We start from the raw sequence: 20,477 nt of genomic DNA, 5'->3' as shown, positions 1-20,477 counted from the left end.
CGATCAACAACCCGTACGCGCGGGTACCGAAGAAGGGAAGAGGAGAACCGCCCTGCGGGGAGACTAAAGCCTGGTGACCGTCTTGCCCATAGGACAAAACGCCCGGACAAGCCGCTCACAAGTGGGACACAAGTCAACGGGTCAGGACGCCGGGAACGAGACACTCCGCACGAACCGGTTGGCTACCGCGTCGTCACACCTGCCGGGCGCGCAGAAGTAGATGAGGAGGGCGGGCTCGTCCTGCCGTTCGACGACCCAGCCGGTGAATTCGAGCTGGCCGCCGCGCTGCGGGTCGACGATCGTCCCCTGCAGGCGCACGGCGGACTTCCCGCCCACGCTCACCTGGACCACCTGGGAGAGGACGCTCACCGTCCCGGGAAGCGAGGACTGCAGGGTCTCCTCCAGCTGCTTGGCGCCGCCGCGCGGGTCGAGGGTGTCGAGCGTCTGCGCGTAGAGGCCGGTGGCGTCCTGCGGGGCGTCCTTGATGATCTCGTTCGCCGCGGCCCAGTCGGCGGTGACGGGCGTGGCGAACAGCGCGCGGAACTGCTCCACCTTCGGCGAGGCCGCCACGAACACGTCGGCGTGCGGCTGCAGCGTCCAGGTGCCGGGGTACTGGAAGGCGACCGGCACCGCGGCGGAGCCTCCGTACGCCGTCCAGGTGTCGCCGCCGCGCAGGAACGTCGCGAGCACCGCCACCAGCGCGATGATCGCCGTGATCGCCACGGCCGCGCCGATGAGGATGCCCTTCCCGCCCGACGAGGACCTCTTCGGCTCCTTCCGTTTCCCGGACACCTCGGTCGTCTCGGACGCCGTCGGCGGCGGCGGTGACGGGGGAGCCTGCGCGAGCTGGTACGGCTGCCCGGCGCCGCTGATCGCGTCGCGCAGGTCGGCGATGAACTGGCCGCAGGTGTCGTAGCGCTGCTCGGGCGACTTGGCCAGGGCCCGCATCATGACGCCGTCGACCTCGAGCGGCAGCTCGGGACGGAGTGTGGTGAGCGGCGTGGGCGTCTCGGCGAGATGCGCCCAGAGCAGGGCGATCTCGTTGTCACGCTGGAAGGGCAGCCGCCCGGACAGGGCCTCGTAGACCACGCAGGCCAGGCCGTACTGGTCGCAGCGGCCGTCGATGTGCTCCTTGTTGATCTGCTCGGGCGACATGTAGCGGGGGGTGCCGATGAACTGGTTGGTCTGGGTCAGCCCGGAGATCGAGGTGCGGTGCTTGGTGATGCCGAAGTCGGTGAGGTAGGCGTGGTCGCCCTCGGTGTGGCCGGCGATCAGGATGTTGGCGGGCTTGACGTCGCGGTGGACCAGGTCGTGGGCGTGCGCGGTGTCGAGCGCCGCGGCCACCTGGGCGAAGATCCGGCTGACCTGGCTGACCGGCATCGGGCCCCGGTCGTAGAAGAGCTTGCGCAGGTCGGGGCCGTTGACGTAACGCATCGCGATGTAGAGGGTGCCGTCGTCGGCGGTGTCGGCCTCGTAGATCGGGATGATGTTGGGGTGGTCGATGCTCGCGACCGTGCGCGACTCCAGCACGAAGCGCTGGCGGAACCGGTCGTCCTCACCGAGCAGCGGATTGAGGATCTTCAGTGCCACCCGGCGGTTGAGCCTGGGGTCGATCGCGAGATAGACCACGGCCATGCCGCCCTTGCCGATGATGTCCTCGACCTGGTAGCCGGCCACTTCCCGGCCGATCAGCGCCCTGTCGTTCATGGACATCACGTCTTGGTCGGCTGGCCGCAGTAACCGCAGAAGCTGTGGGCGGGGCCCAGCCGCATCCCGCAACCCGTGCAGTATTTCTGCGCCACGTCTCCGGGTTTCGTGCCCGGCGCCGGGCTGGAACCGGGTGCCGTGTTGTGACCCGGAGCCGTGTTGTGACCCGGATCGCGCGCCACCAGCACCGGCTGGCCGGGCGTGGAGGAGATCTTGGGCAGCGCCGGGAAGGAGCGTCCGACGACGATCGTGGAGTCGGTCTGCTCGTCGAAGGCCGGTCGCGGCGGTATCGGTATCGGTGGTGAGGCCGGGATCGGGGGCCGGGTCCTCGCGGCCGGGCTCGGCTCGGGCTCGGGCTCGGCCTCGGGCTCCGACGACCCGCGGCGCCAGAGCAGGATCGCGGTGGTCAGCACGACCAGCACCAGCAGGCCGCCGCCGACGAGGAACGGCCACAGGGGCGTGCCCCCGGGCTGGTCGGTGGAGGCGGCCACCCTCTTGGTCGCCTCGTCCTCGGCGGTGCCGCGCTTGGCCTGTGACGTCTTCAGGTGCGCGGCCGCCACGGTGTGGCCCGGATAGAGCTCCAGCACGCGCTGGAAGGCGGGGACGGCGTCGCCGTAGTAGTGGGTGTGGAAGCGGGTCAGCGCCTGCTCGAAGGCGGCGTCGATCGGGCCTCGGGCGGGCGCGACGTCCGCCTCGGCGAGGGCCTTGGTGACCTCGCGGACGCCGATCATCCGGGCGTCCTTGCCGCCGCCGAGCAGCAGGCCGACGACCTCGCCCTTCTTGTCCTCGATCACCGGGCCGCCGAGCAGGCCCCTGTCGATGAGGGCACCCAGCTTCTCCGGCTCGTTGACCTTGTTCTCCGGGTCCTTGAACTCACGGCCGCCCTCTCCGGCGCCGCCCGCCCGCAGGTGGGCGATGTCGACGGTCTCCGGCAGGTTCGCGGCGGGCCGCCCGGTGAACCCCGCGACCGCCACCGGCGAGGCGTCCTTGGCGGGCACCGCGGCGGCGAGCGGGGCGGTGGGCAGGCCCGCACTCCCGTCGGCGCGGCCGACCGGCTTCAGCACCGCGGGACTGTCGGGCCTGTCGCCGGTACGGACGATCTCGGCCTTGAACCCCTCCTTGTCGGCGGGGGCGATGTTGGGGAAGACCGTGATCTCGGTGGTGACGTCGATGATGCAGGTGGCGGTGGGCTGCTTGGGCGGGTAGCACTCCTCCAGGTGGTGGTTGAGCTGGTCGTCCTTGAGCTTGTGCCGCTCGAAGTCCTCGGGGATCTTGACCTTGTGGTGCGCGGCGAAGATCTTGTTGGCGGCGTAGATCCGGACGTCGCGGTCGGTCTTGACCACCCGGGTGAGGGTGACCATGCCCCCGTCGGGGTTGATCACGGTGCCGGTGCCGGTGCCGATCGGCACCTCGTAGGAACGCTCCACGTGCACCAGCTCGCCGATGTGGTCGAGCAACGTGATGTCGACACGCGCCGTGGCCTCGATCCTGACCACCGCGGGGGTCACCAGGTCGGTGATTCCGCTGGGGTGCTCGTGAGCCAGGGCGGGAGCCACCCCGGCGATCGCCAAGGAGAGTCCTCCGAAAAACGCCAGCGCCGAACCGAACCGCCGCATCGCCACTCCCTACAGGGGATAGGACCAGGGTCGCAAACAGGGGTGAATAAGTGAACCGTCCAGGCCCGAGGGCTTGACTTTCTTTCCGCCATCACCAGTGAAAGGTCATGAGCGGGGCATCGCCACCCCGTTTTGACCATCCCGTTTTGCGGCCTATCGTCACGTCCACGCCCCGTCGCGGACAGTTACGCAAAGTCTAATCCTGACCCGCCCTCCGGCGCGACAACGTATACCGGACGAAGATCGGTCCGTACGGAAAAGCCCGCCCCCTCGGCCCCGGCCCCCTCAGCTCCGGGGACGCAGCAGCACGGCGGGATCGAAGGAGACCTCGAACGGGGCGAGCAGGTTCGCCACCTCTCCGGCCTCGTGCTTCTCCGCCGGTTTGTACTCGTCGCCGGCCAGCTCGTGAACGTGGACGGACGGCCCCTCGGACAGCTCGATCCGCCAGTAGGCGGGGATCCCCGCCGCCGCGTAGGCGGCCCTCTTGAGGTGGCGGTCTCGCGCCTGGGTGCTCGGGCTGACCATCTCGACGGCCAAGAGGATGTCGCGCGGCGCGAACATCAGCTCCGTCTCGTCGATGACCTCAGTCGGCACCACGACGAGGTCGGGGATGAAGAAGTCGCGCCTGCTCACCCGGAGGTTGACATCCGGCAGCGGCTCGAACTCGGGTGGCGCGGCGTCCTCGAGGATTCGCGCGAGACGCAAGATCGAACGCTGGTGCAGGGGGACAGGAGAGGAACTCACCAGTAGGCTCCCGTTGAAGAGCTCGTAGCGGTTCCCGTCGTCGGGAAACGTGAGCAGGTCGTCGACAGTGAACGGCGGCTCTCCTTGGAGAACCGTCCGCCTGGTCGTCGGCTCCGTCGTTGCCATCGCGGTCACCTGCTCAGTATCGGGAGTCTCGCCCTCGCCCACATGCTACTTCCCGCAATTCCCCTACTTTAAGTAGTCAACACATCACGGTTCGCCCATCGGTGGGCGCCCTGGTGGACGGCGGTGCGCACCGCGCGGGCGATGCGGGCGCCCCAGGTGGAGCGGGGGCCGCCGAAGAGCTCCTCGGGGCCGCCGGGAGCCCGGTCGGGGGCGGCCACGCAGACGGCGTCGGAGGCGGTGCCGGTGCAGGGGAAACCGGCCTCGAGCAGTGCCTGGGTCTTGGCCTCGGTCACCGTCATGACCGCGTTGACCAGAGCCGCGTCGCTCATCGCGACCGGTACGGCGACGGCGATGTTGATCGTTCCCGGCAGGAAGATCGGGGCCAGCTCGGGATCGGCGGCGCCTTCCGGGGCGGCGGCCCAGGTGGGGACGCGCAGCCCGACGGTCGCCACGACCTCCGCTCCCCCGTCGCGGGCCCGGGTGAAGTGGTCGACCGACGCCGCGGTGAGCATGCCGACCCCGGGGCCCGGCGGGGCCAGCTCCAGCAGGTGGTCCACCGGGTCCATCCGCGAGTATCCGGCGACCACCTGCGCGTTGAGCATCCAGGCGGCCGGGCCGATGCCGCCGCCGACCATGGCCGAGGAGATCGCCCGCCACCCGGGCCCGAACTCCCACAGCAGCGAGGCCAGCCGCGCGCCGTCCTCGTCGCGGTGGCTCAGCGTCAGCGCGGCCCCGGGTGAACCCCGGGTCCGCCCGGGAACGTCCGGCCGGACCTCGAACCCGCTCACGAACGCTCCAGACGAATCCAGGTCCCGCTCAGGGACGCTCAAGGTGAACCTCCGGCCTGCCGCCGGGACCGGTCGCGACACGGACGCGGGCGTCGAAGTGCTCACCGATCAGCTCCCCCGTCAGCACCTCGGCCGGAGTGCCGGAGGCGGCCACCCGGCCGCCCGAGAGCAGCGTCATCGAGTCAGCGTACTGACCCGCGAGGCTCAGGTCGTGCAGAGTCGTGACGACGGTCAGCCCGTCGGCCAGCCGGAGCCGGTCCACGAGTTCCAGCACCTGCTGCTGGTGTCCCAGGTCGAGGGCCGTGGTGGGCTCGTCGAGCAGGAGCACCGGGGCCCGCTGGGCCAGCGCCCTGGCGAGCACGACGCGCTGGCGCTCGCCACCGGACAGGTGGGCGAGCGGGCGGGCGGCGAGTGACGACAGGTCCAGCCGTTCCAGCACCGACGCGGTCACCTCGCGGTCGTGACGGCTCTCGCGGCCCAGGTAGGGGATGTACGGGGTGCGGCCGAGCAGGGCGTAGTCGAACACGGTCATGTCGGCCGGCAGCGCCGGGGACTGCGGGGCGTAGGCCAGCAGCCTGGCCCGCTCCCTGGGCCTGAGCCGCCTGAGCGGTGTGTCGTCGACGAGTGCCTCTCCCCCGAAGGGCAGCACTCCCGCCAGGGCCCGCAGCAGCGTGGACTTGCCCGCGCCGTTGGCACCGATGACCGCCAGCCAGCCGCCGTCCCGTACTTCGAGCCCGACACCGGACAGCACCGCGCGCCGGTCCAGCACGACCGACAGGTCCCTCACCACCAGGTGGCTCACCGGTCTCCCCTCCGTCTCTCCCCTTCGCGCGGCGCGGGTCACGGTCGCGCGCTCACCGTACGGGCGGGCCGATGCCCTCATCCCGTGGCCCACGCGCGGCGTCACGTCTCCACCCGGCGGGTCACGCGCAGCACGGCCACGAAGAACGGCGCGCCGACGAAGGCGGTCACCACCCCGATCGGCAGCTCGGCGGGCGCGAGCACGGTCCTCGCGATCAGGTCGGCGAGGACCAGGAAGGCGGCCCCGCCGATCAGCGAGATCGGCAGCACGATCCGGTACGACGCCCCGGCCAGGCGACGGACCACGTGCGGCACGACGATGCCGACGAAGCCGATCAGCCCGCTGACCGCGACGGCCGCCGCGGTGGCGAGGGAGGCGGCGAGCAGCACGACGAGGCGGACGCGGGCGGCGTTCAGGCCGAGGGTGACCGCCTCGTCGTCGCCGACCGAGAGCACGTCGAGGAGCCTGCCGTGCAGCAGCATGACCACCACCGAGACGACGGCGTACGGGACGACGAGCGTGACCTGGCCCCAGCCGCCGCCGACGTCGCCGAGGATCCAGGCGTAGATGCGCTGGAGCTCCTCCACCTTGAGCTGCTGCAGGAACGTCTGGATGGCGGTGAGGAAGGAGGTGACCGCGACGCCCGCGAGAACCAGCGTGGCGGTGCCGCCGCCCCGGCCCGCCACGCTGCCCAGCGCGTAGGCGAGCAGCACGCCGCCGACGGCCCCGGCGAAGGCCGCGGCGGGAATGCCGATCGCCTCGACGTCGCCACCGGTGAAGACGATCGCCGCCGTGGTCGTCAGGCCGGCGCCCGCGGCGGCTCCCAGCAGGTAGGGGTCCGCGAGCGGGTTGCGGAAGACGCCCTGGTAGCCGGCTCCGGCGACGGCCAGCAGACCGCCGACGATCGCGGCGAGCAGGACCCGGGGCAGCCTCAGCTCGGTCAGCAGGCCCAGCTCGACCGGGGCCAGCCCCGAGTCCACCGAGACGAACGGCAGCCAGTCGAGCAACTGGAGCATCACGCCGCGCGGCGCGATGCCCGCCGCGCCGACCAGCAGCCCGGCGAGCATGCTCGCCAGGAGCACCCCCACGGCCGAGAGCGCCACCGGCGGACTCAGCCTGGCCGCCTGCCTCCCCTGGACACCGGTCTCCCGAGCCTTGGTGCCAGTGCCTGTGCCTGTGTTGGTACCAGCGTCCGTGCCGGAGGCGGTGTCCGTGCCTGTGTTCGTACCGGAGGCGGGGGGCGACGATCCCGAGGCCGCGTCGCCCGGACCCACCGGATGTCCGGGGCGGACGTCTCGACCTTCGGAACGGGGAGGAAGCATCTCTCGTTCCCTCTTGACGCCGGTCAGCCCGCCGCCGCCTTCTGGACGGCGTCGCCGACCTGCCTGGCGAGGTCGACGACGCGCGGCCCCCAGCGGGAGGCGACATCGTCGTCGAGGAGGACGACCCGGTCGTTCTTGACGGCGGAGAGCCTGGACCAGCCGGGACGCTTGGCAAGGGTGTCCCTGGACTGGCCGCAGCACTTGGTGTCGGCCAGGAAGACGAGGTCGGGGTCGGCCTGGGCGACGAACTCGGCGGAGAGCTTGGGGTAGCCGCCGGCCGGGTCGGGAGCCTTGTCGGCGATGTTGGTCATGCCGAACAGCCCGTAGATCTGGCCGATGAAGGTGGTGGAGGTGGCCGAATAAGGGGTGGTGTCCAACTCGTGGTAGTAGGTGAGTTTCGCGTCCTTCGGCGCGGCGGCGGTGATCTCGTCGAGCTGCTTTCTCATCCCGGCGACGAGCTCGGCGGCCCTGTCGCCGTTGCCGGTGGCGGCGCCGAGGTCGGTGATCTGGTCGTAGGCCTCGTCGAGCTTGGTCGCGGCGGGCTCCAGCAGCACGGGGACGCCGACCTTGCCCAGCGCGGCCACGACGCTGTCGGCGTCGTTGGCGACCACCACCAGGTCGGGTTTCCTGGCGATGATCGCTTCCACGTTCGGCTTGAAACCGGACAGGTCGCTCTTCGGCGCCTCGGCGGGATGGGTGGACCGGTCGTCCACCGCCACGACCTGCGGTCCGGCGCCGATCGCGAACAGGCTCTCGGTGGCGGTGGGCGACAGCGAGACGATCCGCTCGGGCCTCCTGGCGACGGCGACGGAGCCGTTGCCCGCCTCGACGGTGACGGGGAATCCCGCCGCCGAGGGGGTGGCCGCCGTGGTCGCGGAGGCGGCCGGGGGCTGGGCGGGGGAGCTCTGGCCGCACCCGGCCAGGGTCAGCGCGGCGAGCAGGGCACCGGCGAGGGCGCTGCGTACGGGCCTCACACGAGGTCCTTTCAGTTGCCGGAACCGAGAGACCCAGGAGAGACGGGTCACCCTTTTCCACGAGGGTCGACGTCGACGCGGCGGAGGCGACCTGGCTCGACCTCTGGGGGCCATGACAGTTGCGGGACAGCGCCGGGCTCACACCGGACTTCGCTCACGCTGCGCGTCAGACGAACGGTATCAATCCCACCGGGCATCCCCCGAGGGTCCTCGACGTCATGGCTCCCGGCACGTGCCCTCCGGCGAACCGCTCCTCAGCCGAGCTGTTCCTCGGCGGCGGCGATGATCTCCTGCAGACGCAGGCCGTGCGCGGCGTCCAGGGGGTGGCCGCCACCGCGCCGTACGGTCAGCGCGAACTCGGCGAGCATGAGGGAGAAGACGTCGGAGCCCAGCCGGGTGCCGTCGAGGGACTCCCTGCCGAGCCGTCCGTAGATCTCGACGTCGGAGGGCGGGTTCTCACCCGGCACGCTCATGCACAGCGACGCCTCGCTGACCGCGCCGGTCTCGTGTTCGAGCAGCAGGCCGACCCAGCCCAGCGGGTTGCCGTGCGCCCGGACCCCGACGACCCTGCCGAGTGCCGCGTCCAGCATGTCGATCATGTGCGGGCCGACGTCGAGGATCGCGCCGCGCTCCAGCCGCCAGGAGGTGGCGAAGGCCCCGCCGAGCATCGCCCCGGAGACGTTGGCCGCCCGCCCGCCGAACGGCTCGATGGCCGACACCCTGGCCAGGAAGGCACGGGTGGCGGGAGAGTAACGCCAGGTGAGGACCATCTGCGAGGCCACTCCCGCCTCGGCGACCGCCTCGGCCAGCCGCCGGGCCCCGTCCAGGTCGGCGGCGAGCGGTTTCTCCAGCAGCAGCGCCTTGCCCGCCTTGGCGGCGCGCACCCCCAGCTCGGCCTGGACGGCGGGCGGCACCGAGAACGCGACCGCCTCGCAGTTGTCGAAGAGCTCCTCGATCCGCTCGAAGACCGGGGCGCCGAACCTGGCCGCGGCCTCGGGACGGCGGGCCCACACGCCCGCCAGACGCGTGTACGGACCAGCCGCCAGCATCGGCGCGTGCACCATCTCGGCCCACGGTCCGGCGCCTACCAGACCCACAGATAACGTCACCGATCCAGTTTCGCACGCTCCCCCACCGTGATCGCGTGCCCCGGGCTGCGTGCCATGCCCGCCGTCTATGAGCCCGTCTGTGAGCCGCGGGTGGGCTCCCCGGGCACCCTCCGGAGAGCAGAGAGGAGGGTGAGGGGTGGCGGCACCCGCCGTACCGGCATGATGGTGGACCCATGAACCAGATGACGCTGCTGCGGCACGGCGAGACCGAGTGGAGCCGCGACGGCAGGCACACCGGGCTCACCGACCTGCCACTGACCGCCAAGGGCGAGGACCAGGCGCGGGCGCTGGCCCCGCTGATCTCGGGCCGGACGTTCGACCTCGCCCTGGTGAGCCCGGCGGGGCGCGCGAGGGAGACCGCCGAGCTGGCCGGGGTCAAGGACTACGTGGTCGACCCCGACCTGTGGGAGTGGGACTACGGCGGCTACGAGGGCGTCACCACCGCCGCGATCCGCGAGAGCCGCCCCGGCTGGTATCTGTGGCGCGACGGTGTCGTCTTCGGCGACGCCGGCCATCCCGGCGAGAGCGCGGAACAGGTCGGCGCCCGCGCCGACCGGGTGATCGCCCGCGCCGGGGCCGTGGAGGGCGACGTGGTCCTGGTCGCCCACGGGCACTTCCTGCGGGTGCTGTGCGCCCGCTGGCTCGGACTGCCCCCGCGGGACGGGCGTCTCTTCCGCCTGGACACCGGGACCTACTCCCGGCTCGGTTTCGAGCACGGCGAGCCGGTGGTCCTCGCCTGGAACGCCCCCGTCTGACCCCGGAGGGGCTTGGGCCGGGGAGAGACGGGAGCCGCGCCGCGAGGAACCCCCCGGCCCGCGCGCCGATCGAGCCCGATCACCTCGTACGGCGGAAGGTCTCGCTCAGGCGGCGGCCGCGACGGGCTGGGGGCCGCGGCCGGTCAGCCATTCGAGGACCTTGCGATGACCGTGGCAGGCGTCCTCGAAGTGACCCCAGCGCCAGTAACGCGGCTGGTCGCGCACTCCGGTGACCCATGTGCGGTAGGACACCGGAGTGTGCGCACCTTCCCCCGTCGCCGCCGAGGCGACACCGTAAGTGCGGATCACGACGCGCCCGCCTGGCGCGAACAGCACGTCGTCGGCCACCGGATACAAGGTCATCTGGTCGAGCACGGTTTGAGCCCCCAATCACTGTGATCTCAAACTCTTCCGTGCCGATCCACTCCCCCGGTTACATCACAGGCGCGCCACGGTTAACCCAGCGGCCCCGATGTAAAAACGGTGTTACACCGTTAAGCCGTCGAACTCCCCATCCTTCACCCCGAGTACCAGGGCGCGAATCTCGTCCCTCGTGTAGATCAGGGCAGGCCCCTCGGGGAAACGCGAGTTGCGGACCGCGATGCTGCCATCCGACAGTTCGGCCAGTTCGACGCAGTTACCCGTCGAGTTGCTGTGGCGGCTCTTGCGCCAGCTGGCCCCGGCAAGGTCAGTGGCGGGCATGCCGTTGTAGGTCTGCTTCATTTACATCTCTCTGAGAAGGTCGCCGAGGATCTCGGCGGTGCCCCCGGGCGTGGTGCTTTCCACGCACAACTGCTCCATGGCCGTGAGGTATGGATCGATGTCCTCACGTTTGTCCAGGTAGAGGGCACCCCAGAGCTGCTCGACATAGACGACGTCCGACAGATCGGACTCGGGAAACCGCAAGATGCTGAACGCACCACCCTCGGCCGCGTGCATGCCGAATCGGAAGGGCATCACCTGAAGGGTGATGTTGGGAAGCGTGGACACTTCCAGCAGGTGCTGGAGTTGCTCACGCATGATCTCCTTGCCTCCGATGGGACGCCTCAGGGCCGCCTCGTCGATGACCGCCCACAGTCGGGGGCCGTCTTTCTTCGTCAGGCGATCCTGCCGCTGCATGCGCATATGCACACGACGCTCGATCTCCGCCTCCGGCACGTCCGGGTAGCCCAACCGGATCACGGTGTGCGCGTAGGCGGACGTCTGCAGCAGGCCGGGAATGAACTGCACCTCGTAGGTGCGAATCATGTTCGTCGCCTCCTCCAGCCCCACGTAGGTGGTGAACCAGTGCGGCAACAGGTCGCCGTACTTGTGCCACCAGCCCGGGGTGTTCGCCTCGCGGACCATCTCCAGCAGGCCGCGCCGTTCTGCGTCGTCGAGCACGCCGTACAGGGTGAGCAGGTCTTCCACGTCACGCGTCTTGAAACCGACGCGGCCGAGTTCCATGCGGCTGATCTTGGACTCCGAGGCACGGATGTGAAATCCCGCGGCCTCACGGGCAAGTCCCTTCTCCTCACGCAGCCGGCGCAGGCTCGCGCCGAGCATGATTCGCCGAACGGTGGAACCGGTACCGGGCGGATCCATGGACACGTGGTGCTCCTCGCTCGCTTTCCTGATCGACAGTCTGTCACTTCATGGCCTAAGAATCCTTGGCCACGACCAAGATCCCCTTTCGTCCGGAATCACCCAATCAGGGGTAACGGTAGCGGTTGCACAGGCCTTATGCACGTGCATTCGCTCTTGCACCTGCACGGGAGTTTGCAGCATGATGACGGCTGTGCAGTCCGCCCAAACCGCGCCCCCCCGAGCGTCAACGTCATGGACGGCGCTCGACTGGTGGCCCCCCGCCGGCTGGTGGCCCGATTCCGCGCGTGATCTTCTTCCCGGATCCCCGGCGACCATGGCCAGCGCCACCTTCGTGCTCCCGCCGCACGCCGAGTCCGTCCACTCCGCCCGCAGCTTCGCGACGGGCACCCTCACCGGCTGGAACCTCGGTGAGCTGAGCGAGAACATGGAGCTGGTGGTCTCAGAACTGGCGACCAACGCCATCAGGCACGGCCTGAGACTGGCCGAGTCACGGGCCAGGGAGCCGATCCGGCTCTCCCTGCTCCGGAGGGGCGGGCTGGTCGCCTGCACACTCAACGACCCGGGAGCCGGCTTCCCCGCGCTCCGTGATCCCTCCCCCCTCGACATCGGCGGCCTCGGACTGCACATCGTCGAGTCGCTGAGCCTCCGATGGGGCTGGGCACCGCTGGCTCCGTACGGCAAGATCGTGTGGGCCGTCCTCAGGACGGGCCACCGCGAGGAGCCTGATCCTCTCGACCACCCGTAGCCCCCTCCCCGAGTAACCCTCCGAAGGCCCTCGGACCGGCCCGTCTTCTCTCCGGGCCCCGAAGGTTCTTTCAGAGCTCCGACGACCTTCTCCGCCTTTCCAAGGCCTCTACCGAACCCTCCCGGACGGCGCCGTCCCTTCCCTTTTAAAAGGCGCCGACCGGTCCCGGGGCCGCCACTCCTTCCGCCTCGCGGCCCCGGGACCGGTCAGAACCGGACGGAGAGCTTTATAACGCATCGCATTCTGCGCGGTAGATGCCGTCAGAGATGCCCTCTGCATTACCGTGGATGTTTATGGCTCACGGAGAGTCCCCGCGCGAGATTCCTGAGAGAGCTGCGAGATGGACGATCACCTGCTCGGCTGGTTGAAAACCCTCGACGAAGAACGGCTCGCCCGAGTTCTGGCCAACCGGCTGGACGCCATCGCCCCACCGTGGCCGCGCCGCCTGGACACCCTGGCGCAGCGGCTGGGCAACGGGTTCGCGGTGATGGAGGTCATGCGCGGCCTGCCGCTGCCCTCGCTGGAGGTGGCGCAGGCGTCACTGGCCCTCGGCGAGCAGGCCGGGCCGGAGACGGTCGCCCGGTTCATGGGCGTGCCCGAGGCAGAGGTGACACCCTGGCTCGACCTGCTGTTCGACCACGCGCTGGCGTGGCCGGACGGCGAGGGCCGCGTCCGGGTGGCCGAGGGGGTCGCCCGGTGGTGGACGGCGCCCTGCGGGCTCGGCGAGCCGCTCCCCCACTACCTGAACTCCTGGACGGTCAGCGCCGACGCGCTGCGCGGGCTGGCCAGGACCCTCGGCCTGCCGCACGGTCCCAAGCGGCGCACGGTCACCAGGGTCACCGAGATCCTCTCCGACCCCGGGCGGGTGACCGCGCTGCTGGAGAAGGCCCCGGAGGGCGCGAGGCGGCTGCTGGAGGAGTTCGCCTGGGACGGTCCGGTCCGCGACGTGGACGGCGGCAGGTTCGTGGTGCCCGGCGCTCCCGAGAAGTGGGCGGCCGACCACGGGCTGCTCTTCCGCCCCAGCTGGAACGTGGCCGAGATGCCCCGCGAGGTGGCGCTCGCGCTGCGCGGCCCCGACTACCACCCTCCCTTCACCCCCGCACCGCCCGACCTCGCCACCATCCCCGTCGACCCCGAGGCGGTCGACCACCTGATGACGCTGGCCGCCCCGCACGTGGTGGAGCGCTGCGCCGCCATGCTGGAGAACACCGCGAAGTTCCCGCTGCCGCTGCTCAAGGCGGGCGGGGTCGGGGTGCGCGAGGTCCGGCGGGTGGCCAAGGACACCGGCTGCGACGAGGACGAGACCCGGCTGCTGCTGGAGGTCTGCGCGGTGGCCCGGCTGCTGGCCTGGGACGAGCCGGCCGGTGGGCTGGTGCCCACCGAGAAGTTCGACCGCTGGCGGCTGGACGACGCCGCCGCCAGGCTGCGGGTGCTGCTGTCGGCGTGGTGGCGGATGGAGCGCTCGTCGCTGCGGAAGGTCGACGGCAAGTACGGCACGGTGCTCGGCGACGACCCGGCCGGAGCCATGGTCGCCCGCGCCCGGCGGGCGCTGCTCGGCGTGCTGGCCCGCCTGCCCGCCAGCACGGCGTGCACCGACCGGGCGGGGCTCGTCGGGTCCGCGCACTGGCACGCCCCGCTGCTGGACCAGTCGCTGCTGGCCGAGTGCGCCCCCGCCGTACTGGAGGAGGCCCGCATGCTCGGGCTGGTCGCCCTCGACACGATCACCGATCTCGGCCGGGCGATGGCCGGGCTGGACGCCTTCCCCGGTGACGAGATCGACGACTCGACGCCCATCGTGGAGAACGACCCCGTGCTGGTCGAGTGCTCCACCAGGGCACTGGCCAGCGTGCGGCGGAGCGCGCTCTTCGGCGCCGACCTCACCGCCGTGGTGACCGGCCCGCCCGCCGGCGAGCTCGCCGAACTGCTCGACCGGGCCGCCGAACGCGAGTCACGGGGCGCGGCCTCGGTGTGGCGGTTCACCCCGGCCAGCGTGCGCCGGGCCATGGACTCCGGCTACACCGCCGAGGACCTGCTGGCCGACCTCGCGGAGGTGGGTGCGGTGCCGCAGCCCCTCGACTACCTGGTACACGACGTGGCCAGGCGGCACGGCGAGGTCACGGTGACCACGGTCGCCTGCATCGTGCAGGCCTCCGACCCGGTGCTGCTGTCCGAGATCGCCGGGCACCGGCGGCTGGGCAGGCTGGGCCTGCGGCTGCTCGCCCCGACCGTGCTGGCCAGCTCGATGCCCGCCGACAAGACCCTGGCGGCGCTGAGGGAGAACGGCTACGCGCCGGTGCCGATCGAGGACACCGGTGAGATCACCATCCGCAGGGCCCGCGTCGAGGAGCCGCGGAACGGACGGCTGATCCTGCTTCCCGGGGGCCGGGTGGCCGAGTTCGAGCAGCCTTCGTACCCGCTGGTGGAGCCGCCTCCCGATCCGCGCGAGCACGCCCAGCGCCTGCTCGTCGCCGAGGGCGAGGCCTCACAGTCCGTCGGCAGGACGTGGGCGGTCATCGGCCGCATGGCCTCCCGCCTGCCGACCGCCCAGCAGTCGCTGCTCGGCTTCGTCGTCGACCGTGGCGTCCGGGCGGCGATCACGCTGGCCGACGGCCTGACCGCCACCATCAGCCACGGCGAGCTGCGCAGCGGCGTACTCGACGCGTGGTGCGAGGAGGCGGGCGACTATCTGGAGTTCCCGCTGGCCGACATCGTCGAGGTCCGCGGCACCTACGCCTGAGGCGGGCGAGCCGATCCGCGGTGGGCGGCGACCTGCCCGTACCTCTCGATGCGCTTGGGCACCGACCTCCCGATCAGGCTGACGCCGAGGGTAGGCGCGACCTGCTCGATGGTGGAGGCCGACTTCTGCGGCACGTACCAGAGGGCGTCCTTGGTGTACCTGCCGCTGACCAGCAGGTCCGGCTGGAGCGAGATGTACTTCTCGACGTTGAACTCGTCCCACACGTTGCCGATGGACTCGACCTTGGTGATGTCGACGTCGCCGACCTGGGGGTCCTTCGTACCGTCCTTGAGCCTGTGCGGCCCGAAGACGGCGACGGGGCGGACGCCGAAGTCCCAGAGCGCCGCGGCGGCGCCGACCTGGGCGACGACGCGGGCTGGGCGACCGGGCGTGTCGATCTTCTTTCCACGGTCGTCGGTGAAGGTCCACGGACCCGCCGCCGGGGAGGCGCCCGTCGCCGCGGTCGGCTCCGCTCCGCTCCCGCACGCGGCCAGGACGAACGCGAGACCGAGGCCCGCGGCCCGCGGCCCGGAACCTTGGCCGGGGCAGGACAGGTAGGGACACTTCCCCCTCTAAAGGATAGGCTTACCTAAATGACTCATGCGTTAGATTAGCCTTACCTAACCATTACCGACGAAGAGGGGTACCTGGTGAGCGGGGCCGGTGTGGCCACGACCGCGTCCGAGACGGCCGGGAAACCGGACGGGACGCGTCCCGGGCGGGCGAAAGGGCCGGGACGGCGCTCGGCGGCGCCGGCGGCCGGACTGCTGGCCGGAGTCGCGGCGCGGGTGCTGCCGGCGATGGTCAGCGTCGCGGTGGGCTCGCGCTCGGTCCCGCTGTCCACGGCGCTGGACGCGCTGCTCGCGCCGGACGGGTCGGTGGACCACACGGTCATCAGGGACCTGCGCGTACCGAGGATCCTGATCGGCCGTGGGTGCGGCCCTCGGCCTGGCCGGCGCGCTGATGCAGAGCCTCACCCGCAACCCGCTCGCCGACCCCGGACTGCTGGGCGTCAACCAGGGCGCCGCGTTCGGGGTGACGGTCGCCATCGGGCTGCTCGGGGTGAGCGACCCCTCCCTCTACGTCTGGTTCGCGTTCGCCGCCGCCGCGCCCCAGCTGGCCCGCCGGATCACCCGCTCTCCCGGCGTCACCCTGCTCGCCTCGGCGCTGACGGGCGCCACACTGCTGGTCGGCGCCGATCTGGCCGCACAGCGCGTCTTCGCACCGGTGCAGCTGCCGGCGGGAATCATGACCGCCGCGATCGGCGGTATATACCTGGTGTTTCTACTCCGGAGGGAACGACGTTGAGACTGTACGGCACCGGACTGACGCTCTCCTACGACAAGCGCGTGGTGGCCAGCGACCTGGACGTCACGATCCCCGACGGATCGTTCACCGTGATCATCGGCCCCAACGCGTGCGGCAAGTCCACCATGCTGCGCGCCCTGGCCCGCATGCTCAAACCGCGCGCCGGGACGGTCCACCTGGACGGGGCCGCGATCACCTCGCTGCCGTCCAAGGAGGTGGCGCGCAGGCTGGGCCTGCTGCCGCAGAGCTCGATCGTGCCCGACGGCATCACGGTCGCCGACCTCGTGGGCCGGGGCCGCTACCCGCACCAGCGGCTGATGCGGCAGTGGTCCCGCGAGGACGAGGTCGCGGTGGCGGCGGCCATGGAGTCGACCGACGTGACCGAGCTGGCGGACCGCTGCGTCGACGAGCTCTCCGGCGGCCAGCGCCAGCGTGTCTGGCTGGCCATGGCACTGGCCCAGGAGACCCCGATCCTGCTGCTCGACGAGCCGACGACCTTCCTGGACATCGCCCACCAGATCGAGGTGCTCGACCTCTGCGCCGACCTGCACGAGCGGGGCAGGACCCTGGTCGCCGTGCTGCACGACCTGAACCAGGCCTGCCGCTACGCCACCCACCTGATCGTGATGCGCGACGGCCGGATCGTCGCCGAGGGCGACCCTGCCTCGATCATCACGGCCGCGCTGGTGGAGGAGGTCTTCGAGCTGCGCTGCGAGATCATCGAGGACCCGCAGAGCGGCACCCCGCTGATCGTCCCCGAGACCCGTCGCCGCGCCCCCGTCCGTACCTAGGCGCGACCGCGGATCAGCCCTCCAGCGCGACCCGGCGGGCCAGTCCCAGGGGAAGCCCGCCGGAACCGGCCAGCGTGTCGTGGAAGGAGCGCAGGTCGCCACGGCCGGCGGCCAGGTAGTCGTCGCGGATGCGGTCGATCTCTAGGGCGCCGGTCAGGTAGGAGGGCGCCTGGGTGGGCCACGCGCAGTAGCGGTCGACCTCGCCCCTGGCCGTGCCGGGGGTGAGCGACGATTTCGTGGTCATGTACTTCTCGGCCTGCTCGATCGTCATGTCGCCGCAGTGCAGCGAGGTGTCGACGACGATGCGGGCCGCCCGGAAGAGCCTGAAGTCAAGGTAGGCGAGCTCCTGGGCCGGGGTGGTGAAGTAGCCCTGCTCGTGCATGAGCTTCTCGACGTACAGGCCCCAGCCCTCGGCGAAGTACGGGGTGCGGAACAGCCTGCGGGCCCGCCGGGGGTTGTCCGCCATCCACGACAGGTGCCAGTGGTGGCCGGGGTAGGCCTCGTGGACGGCGATGGAGGGCATCTGCGCCCTGGAGTTGGTACGCAGCCGCTGGCGAATCTGGTCCTCGGTGAAGGAGGACGGGGTGAACGGGACGAAGAAGTGCCCGATCCTGGAGGTCGACAGGGGCGGGGGCGACATGTAGGAGGCGACGGCGACGATGGGCCGCTGGAACTCCGGCGACGGGACGACCCGGCACTCCTCGCCCTCCGCGAAGGTCACCAGGCCTCGCTCGCGGACGAACCTCCTGGCCCGCTCCGTCTCGGCCTCGTACTCGACCAGCATGTCCTCCAGCGTCGGCGCGTGGTCGTCCTGGAGTTCGGTGATGACCGCGTGCCAGTCGCCGGAACCGCCGTCCAGCCTGGCGGCGACCTCGCGCATCCGCGCGTCCAGCTCGTCGTAGGCGGCCTGCCCCCGCCTGAGCAGCTCGTCGGCGCCGTAGCCGAGCATCTCCCGCTCGCGCAGCAGGGTGGAGTAGAGCTCCTCCCCCATCCGCCAGGTGCCGGTCGCCCGGAAATCCTCGAGGAACTCCACCAGCTCGTCGAAGGCCGCCGCCGCGGGCTCGGCCGCCGCGGCCAGCCGGGCGCGCAGGGCCTCGTCGGTGACCTGGCCGGGGACCGTCTCGGTGAGGAAGCGCCGGGCGGTCCGCGACTGGCCCAGCCCTCGCTGAACCAGCAGCGGAGCCGCCAGGGCGGGGTCGAGGTTGGCCCGGCAGGCGGCGATGACGTCCGGCACCTCGGCCAGCCGGGCGACGGCCGCGTCCACCAGCTCGGCCTCGGTGGACAGCCGCTGCAGGAACGGCCCGAACATCGAGGCGAAGATCGGTCCCACGTAGGCGGACGGGTCGCGCCGCCAGATCGGCCACGTCTCGTACGCGATCCCGCCGCGCAGCGTGGACATGACCAGCTCCCGGTCGATCTCGTCCTCGAAGCTCGCGGGGCTCTCGGGGCTCGCGGGACTCTCCGCGTCCCCGAGGCTCCCCGGACTCCCGGAACTCCCGGGAGCCTGGACCTCCTGGAGCCGCTCCAGCCAGCGGCGCGCCTCCCGCTCCCTGGCGAGGATGCCGGACTCGGTGAAGTCACCGAGGGTTCTGTCGTACCCCTGCGCGCCCGCGAGGGCGGCGTAGGCGGGATTCGCCGCCAGATACCAGTCGAGGAAGCCGCTCACGAGCTCAGGAGACGTCATAACGCCGGATCCTACTTGGCGGATGATCTCGTCACCGGTGTCGTCGCCCGTCCGTCCCCTGTCGGCCAGGAGCACCCGGGCCCGAACGCCCCGGCGGACCCGGTGGGTACGCCCGAGCGGACCCCGAGTCCGCGGACAAGCGGGCACGGCTCCGCGATTCCCATAAACTCGTGTTGTGGGTGACCCGAAGTTCGAGATCCAGATGCTCCATGACCGCGTGATGGTCAAGATCGAGCAGGAGTCCGAGGAACGGCGCAGCACGGCGGGCATCGTCATCCCGGCGACGGTGAAGATGGCCAACCGCCTCGTCTGGGGTGAGGTCTGCGGCGCCGGCCAGAACGCCCGCGCGGTCAAGGTCGGCGACAAGGTCCTGTTCAACCCCGAGGAGCAGTACGAGGTCGAGGTCCACGGCCAGCTCTACCTGGTCATGCGCGAGCGCGACCTGCACGCCATCGCCACCCCGCAGACCGACAACGGCACCGGCCTGTACCTTTGACGGCCGCGCCCGTGAGTGTCCGGCTCACGCGTCGGCCGGCATCCCCGTGCCCGGGTCCCCGGGGTCGTAGGCCGGTCCCCCGGGCATCCCGTAGGGGCGGCCCGAACCGGCGTGCGGGGCTCCCTCGCTCCGCTCATCCGCCGAGCCGGGAGCCCGATCACCTCCGGGTGTAGCCGAGGTAGAGCTTGTTGGACCAGTCGGCGGCGGAGAAGGCGGCCAGGACCCGCGTGGTCTTGCCCTTCAGGGTGGACAGGACCACCTGGTAGTGGCCGGAGGCGGGGATGACGGCGATGAAGTGTTTCTCGTCCCACCAGCCCCACAGGGCCTTCGGCTTGATGCCGGGCACCTTGACCGCGAGCTTGCCCGAGGTGCGGTCCCAGACGCAGACGTGCTCGGTGTAGCTGGACGGGCACCAGGTCATCAGGCCCCGTCCCGAGGGGGTGAAGGCGTCCTCCCCGCCGGCGGGCCTGCCGGTCTTGGCCAGGGTGCGGCGGATCGCGCCGTCCTGCCCGTAGAAGCGGGCGCCCCCCGCGTACTCGGCCACGACGTCGACGCCGTCGGAGCTCCAGCGGAACCTCGCGGCCTTGTCCACATTGGCCACGGTCACCGTCTTGGCGGTCTTCGCCACCACGTCGACGACCACGAACCCGGAGGTCACCCAGGCGGATCCGCTCTTCCTCTCGACGGTCAGCACCGCCTTGCCGCCGTTGCGGTTCCAGTGAGCGTAGTGCGCGACGAGCGGCTTCTTCACCGTACGGATCCTGGTGCCCTTTGAGGTCGCCAGGTCGAGCAGGACGACCGAGTCGTAGCCGCTCTGGTAGGAGGTGGGCACCGCGAGGGCCTTGGCCCCCTTCGGCGCGACCGTGATCTCCTGGTAGGCGGCCTGCCGGGTGAATCCGGCACCCCTGCGCAGGTAGGTCATCTTGCCGAAGGAGTAAGAGGTCACCCTGAGCGCGTCCTTGGAATCCTCCCTGACGGTGACCCGGGTGCCGGGCAGCACGATGTCGACGGGCGCGGCGGCGGGGCCGGCGGCTGCCTGCTCGGCGGCGTGCGCGGCCACCGGAACCGGCACGATCACCGAGATCAGGAGGGCGAGGCAACCGAGCAACCGGTAAATCCCAGGAGTCACGGACACGGCGGAATCTTAAGCCGGAAAGCCCTCAAGATCTTGATCTAGAACGAATCG

The 20,477-nt window shown here is 71.0% G+C and carries 21 protein-coding genes; 6 read left to right on the top strand and 15 right to left on the bottom strand.

The features are described from left to right. Window positions 1–141 precede the first annotated feature (141 nt). From OG587_RS20345 to OG587_RS20310, 8 genes are all read right to left on the bottom strand, one after another. Window positions 142–1,713, bottom strand: coding sequence for a serine/threonine-protein kinase (locus OG587_RS20345; RefSeq protein WP_329092585.1), 1,572 nt, complete (start codon window positions 1,711–1,713; stop codon window positions 142–144). Next, on the bottom strand, window positions 1,713–3,323 hold the full coding sequence (locus OG587_RS20340; protein ID WP_329092583.1) for a S1C family serine protease: 1,611 nt from the start codon (window positions 3,321–3,323) through the stop codon (window positions 1,713–1,715). Before OG587_RS20340 ends, OG587_RS20345 begins: the two co-directional genes overlap by 1 nt. Window positions 3,324–3,608: 285 nt before the next feature. After that, a complete protein-coding gene (locus OG587_RS20335) occupies window positions 3,609–4,193 on the bottom strand; it encodes a Uma2 family endonuclease (protein ID WP_329092581.1) in 585 nt (194 codons plus the stop codon). 68 nt (window positions 4,194–4,261) lie between these two features. Beyond that, window positions 4,262–4,918, bottom strand: a complete 657-nt coding sequence (locus OG587_RS20330) for an adenosylcobinamide amidohydrolase (RefSeq protein ID WP_329093933.1) — start codon at window positions 4,916–4,918, stop codon at window positions 4,262–4,264. Window positions 4,919–5,009: 91 nt separating this feature from the next. Continuing rightward, on the bottom strand, window positions 5,010–5,783 hold the full coding sequence (locus OG587_RS20325) for an ABC transporter ATP-binding protein (RefSeq protein WP_329092579.1): 774 nt from the start codon (window positions 5,781–5,783) through the stop codon (window positions 5,010–5,012). Between the two features lie 101 nt (window positions 5,784–5,884). Continuing rightward, window positions 5,885–6,850, bottom strand: a complete 966-nt coding sequence (locus tag OG587_RS20320; protein WP_329093931.1) for a FecCD family ABC transporter permease — start codon at window positions 6,848–6,850, stop codon at window positions 5,885–5,887. A 278-nt stretch (window positions 6,851–7,128) separates the two neighbouring features. Then, on the bottom strand, window positions 7,129–8,079 hold the full coding sequence (locus OG587_RS20315) for an ABC transporter substrate-binding protein (protein ID WP_329092577.1): 951 nt from the start codon (window positions 8,077–8,079) through the stop codon (window positions 7,129–7,131). A gap of 254 nt (window positions 8,080–8,333) precedes the next feature. Next, on the bottom strand, window positions 8,334–9,188 hold the full coding sequence (locus OG587_RS20310) for a Gfo/Idh/MocA family protein (protein WP_329092575.1): 855 nt from the start codon (window positions 9,186–9,188) through the stop codon (window positions 8,334–8,336). A 173-nt stretch (window positions 9,189–9,361) separates the two neighbouring features. Between OG587_RS20310 and OG587_RS20305 the strand changes: the two genes are divergently transcribed. Continuing rightward, window positions 9,362–9,943, top strand: a complete 582-nt coding sequence (locus tag OG587_RS20305) for a histidine phosphatase family protein (RefSeq protein WP_329092573.1) — start codon at window positions 9,362–9,364, stop codon at window positions 9,941–9,943. A 105-nt stretch (window positions 9,944–10,048) separates the two neighbouring features. Here OG587_RS20305 and OG587_RS20300 read toward each other — a convergent pair whose 3' ends face one another. From OG587_RS20300 to OG587_RS20290, 3 genes are all read right to left on the bottom strand, one after another. Then, a complete protein-coding gene (locus OG587_RS20300; RefSeq protein WP_329092570.1) occupies window positions 10,049–10,306 on the bottom strand; it encodes a hypothetical protein in 258 nt (85 codons plus the stop codon). A 123-nt stretch (window positions 10,307–10,429) separates the two neighbouring features. Continuing rightward, complete coding sequence (locus OG587_RS20295; RefSeq protein WP_329092568.1) at window positions 10,430–10,666, bottom strand: DUF397 domain-containing protein; 237 nt, start codon at window positions 10,664–10,666, stop codon at window positions 10,430–10,432. Continuing rightward, window positions 10,667–11,527 (bottom strand): helix-turn-helix domain-containing protein, encoded by an 861-nt coding sequence (locus OG587_RS20290; protein ID WP_329093929.1) that lies wholly within the window; start codon window positions 11,525–11,527, stop codon window positions 10,667–10,669. A 316-nt stretch (window positions 11,528–11,843) separates the two neighbouring features. Here OG587_RS20290 and OG587_RS20285 point away from each other — a divergent pair, with 316 nt between their 5' ends. Both OG587_RS20285 and OG587_RS20280 read left to right on the top strand, forming a co-directional pair. Next, window positions 11,844–12,275 carry an ATP-binding protein gene (locus tag OG587_RS20285; RefSeq protein ID WP_329092566.1) on the top strand — a complete coding sequence of 144 codons (432 nt, stop codon included), beginning with the start codon at window positions 11,844–11,846 and terminating at the stop codon, window positions 12,273–12,275. Window positions 12,276–12,615: 340 nt separating this feature from the next. Next, on the top strand, window positions 12,616–15,012 hold the full coding sequence (locus tag OG587_RS20280; protein WP_329092564.1) for a helicase-associated domain-containing protein: 2,397 nt from the start codon (window positions 12,616–12,618) through the stop codon (window positions 15,010–15,012). Here the strand turns inward: OG587_RS20280 and OG587_RS20275 are convergent. Next, window positions 15,003–15,236: a hypothetical protein gene (locus tag OG587_RS20275; RefSeq protein WP_329092562.1), complete on the bottom strand. Its 234-nt coding sequence runs from the start codon at window positions 15,234–15,236 to the stop codon at window positions 15,003–15,005. The genes OG587_RS20280 and OG587_RS20275 overlap by 10 nt on opposite strands. Before the next feature lie 392 nt (window positions 15,237–15,628). Further along, the gene (locus OG587_RS20270; protein WP_329092560.1) at window positions 15,629–15,907 is read right to left on the bottom strand and encodes a hypothetical protein; all 279 of its coding nucleotides are present in this window, start codon (window positions 15,905–15,907) and stop codon (window positions 15,629–15,631) included. Between the two features lie 35 nt (window positions 15,908–15,942). Between OG587_RS20270 and OG587_RS20265 the strand changes: the two genes are divergently transcribed. Both OG587_RS20265 and OG587_RS20260 read left to right on the top strand, forming a co-directional pair. Further along, window positions 15,943–16,320: an iron chelate uptake ABC transporter family permease subunit gene (locus tag OG587_RS20265; protein WP_329092558.1), complete on the top strand. Its 378-nt coding sequence runs from the start codon at window positions 15,943–15,945 to the stop codon at window positions 16,318–16,320. Next, entirely contained in the window at window positions 16,317–17,111 is a 795-nt protein-coding gene (locus tag OG587_RS20260; RefSeq protein ID WP_329092556.1) for an ABC transporter ATP-binding protein, read from the top strand. The genes OG587_RS20265 and OG587_RS20260 overlap by 4 nt, the downstream gene beginning before the upstream one ends. A gap of 13 nt (window positions 17,112–17,124) precedes the next feature. Here OG587_RS20260 and OG587_RS20255 read toward each other — a convergent pair whose 3' ends face one another. Next, window positions 17,125–18,795 carry a DUF885 domain-containing protein gene (locus OG587_RS20255; protein WP_329092554.1) on the bottom strand — a complete coding sequence of 557 codons (1,671 nt, stop codon included), beginning with the start codon at window positions 18,793–18,795 and terminating at the stop codon, window positions 17,125–17,127. Window positions 18,796–18,970: 175 nt separating this feature from the next. Between OG587_RS20255 and OG587_RS20250 the strand changes: the two genes are divergently transcribed. Further along, window positions 18,971–19,291: a GroES family chaperonin gene (locus OG587_RS20250; protein ID WP_329092552.1), complete on the top strand. Its 321-nt coding sequence runs from the start codon at window positions 18,971–18,973 to the stop codon at window positions 19,289–19,291. Between the two features lie 157 nt (window positions 19,292–19,448). On the opposite strand, the gene OG587_RS20245 is transcribed toward OG587_RS20250, so the two are convergent. Continuing rightward, window positions 19,449–20,426 (bottom strand): hypothetical protein, encoded by a 978-nt coding sequence (locus OG587_RS20245; protein ID WP_329092550.1) that lies wholly within the window; start codon window positions 20,424–20,426, stop codon window positions 19,449–19,451. Between the last annotated feature and the right edge of the window lie 51 nt (window positions 20,427–20,477).

The organism is Streptosporangium sp. NBC_01469 (genome assembly GCF_036227305.1).
Lineage (GTDB): Bacteria > Actinomycetota > Actinomycetes > Streptosporangiales > Streptosporangiaceae > Streptosporangium.
This window is presented reverse-complemented; position numbering and strand designations above follow the sequence as displayed.

Bases quoted from the DNA above. Each gene is read 5' to 3' on its own strand.
- OG587_RS20345 (WP_329092585.1), bottom strand. From the start codon at position 1,713: ATGTCCATGAACGACAGGGCGCTGATCGGCCGGGAAGTGGCCGGCTAC.
- OG587_RS20340 (WP_329092583.1), bottom strand. From the start codon at position 3,323: ATGCGGCGGTTCGGTTCGGCGCTGGCGTTTTTCGGAGGACTCTCCTTG.
- OG587_RS20335 (WP_329092581.1), bottom strand. From the start codon at position 4,193: ATGGCAACGACGGAGCCGACGACCAGGCGGACGGTTCTCCAAGGAGAG.
- OG587_RS20320 (WP_329093931.1), bottom strand. From the start codon at position 6,850: ATGCTCGCCGGGCTGCTGGTCGGCGCGGCGGGCATCGCGCCGCGCGGC.
- OG587_RS20305 (WP_329092573.1), top strand. From the start codon at position 9,362: ATGAACCAGATGACGCTGCTGCGGCACGGCGAGACCGAGTGGAGCCGC.
- OG587_RS20300 (WP_329092570.1), bottom strand. From the start codon at position 10,306: ATGACCTTGTATCCGGTGGCCGACGACGTGCTGTTCGCGCCAGGCGGG.
- OG587_RS20295 (WP_329092568.1), bottom strand. From the start codon at position 10,666: ATGAAGCAGACCTACAACGGCATGCCCGCCACTGACCTTGCCGGGGCC.
- OG587_RS20290 (WP_329093929.1), bottom strand. From the start codon at position 11,527: ATGGATCCGCCCGGTACCGGTTCCACCGTTCGGCGAATCATGCTCGGC.
- OG587_RS20285 (WP_329092566.1), top strand. From the start codon at position 11,844: ATGGCCAGCGCCACCTTCGTGCTCCCGCCGCACGCCGAGTCCGTCCAC.
- OG587_RS20280 (WP_329092564.1), top strand. From the start codon at position 12,616: ATGGACGATCACCTGCTCGGCTGGTTGAAAACCCTCGACGAAGAACGG.
- OG587_RS20270 (WP_329092560.1), bottom strand. From the start codon at position 15,907: ATGACCGTGTGGTCCACCGACCCGTCCGGCGCGAGCAGCGCGTCCAGC.
- OG587_RS20255 (WP_329092554.1), bottom strand. From the start codon at position 18,795: ATGACGTCTCCTGAGCTCGTGAGCGGCTTCCTCGACTGGTATCTGGCG.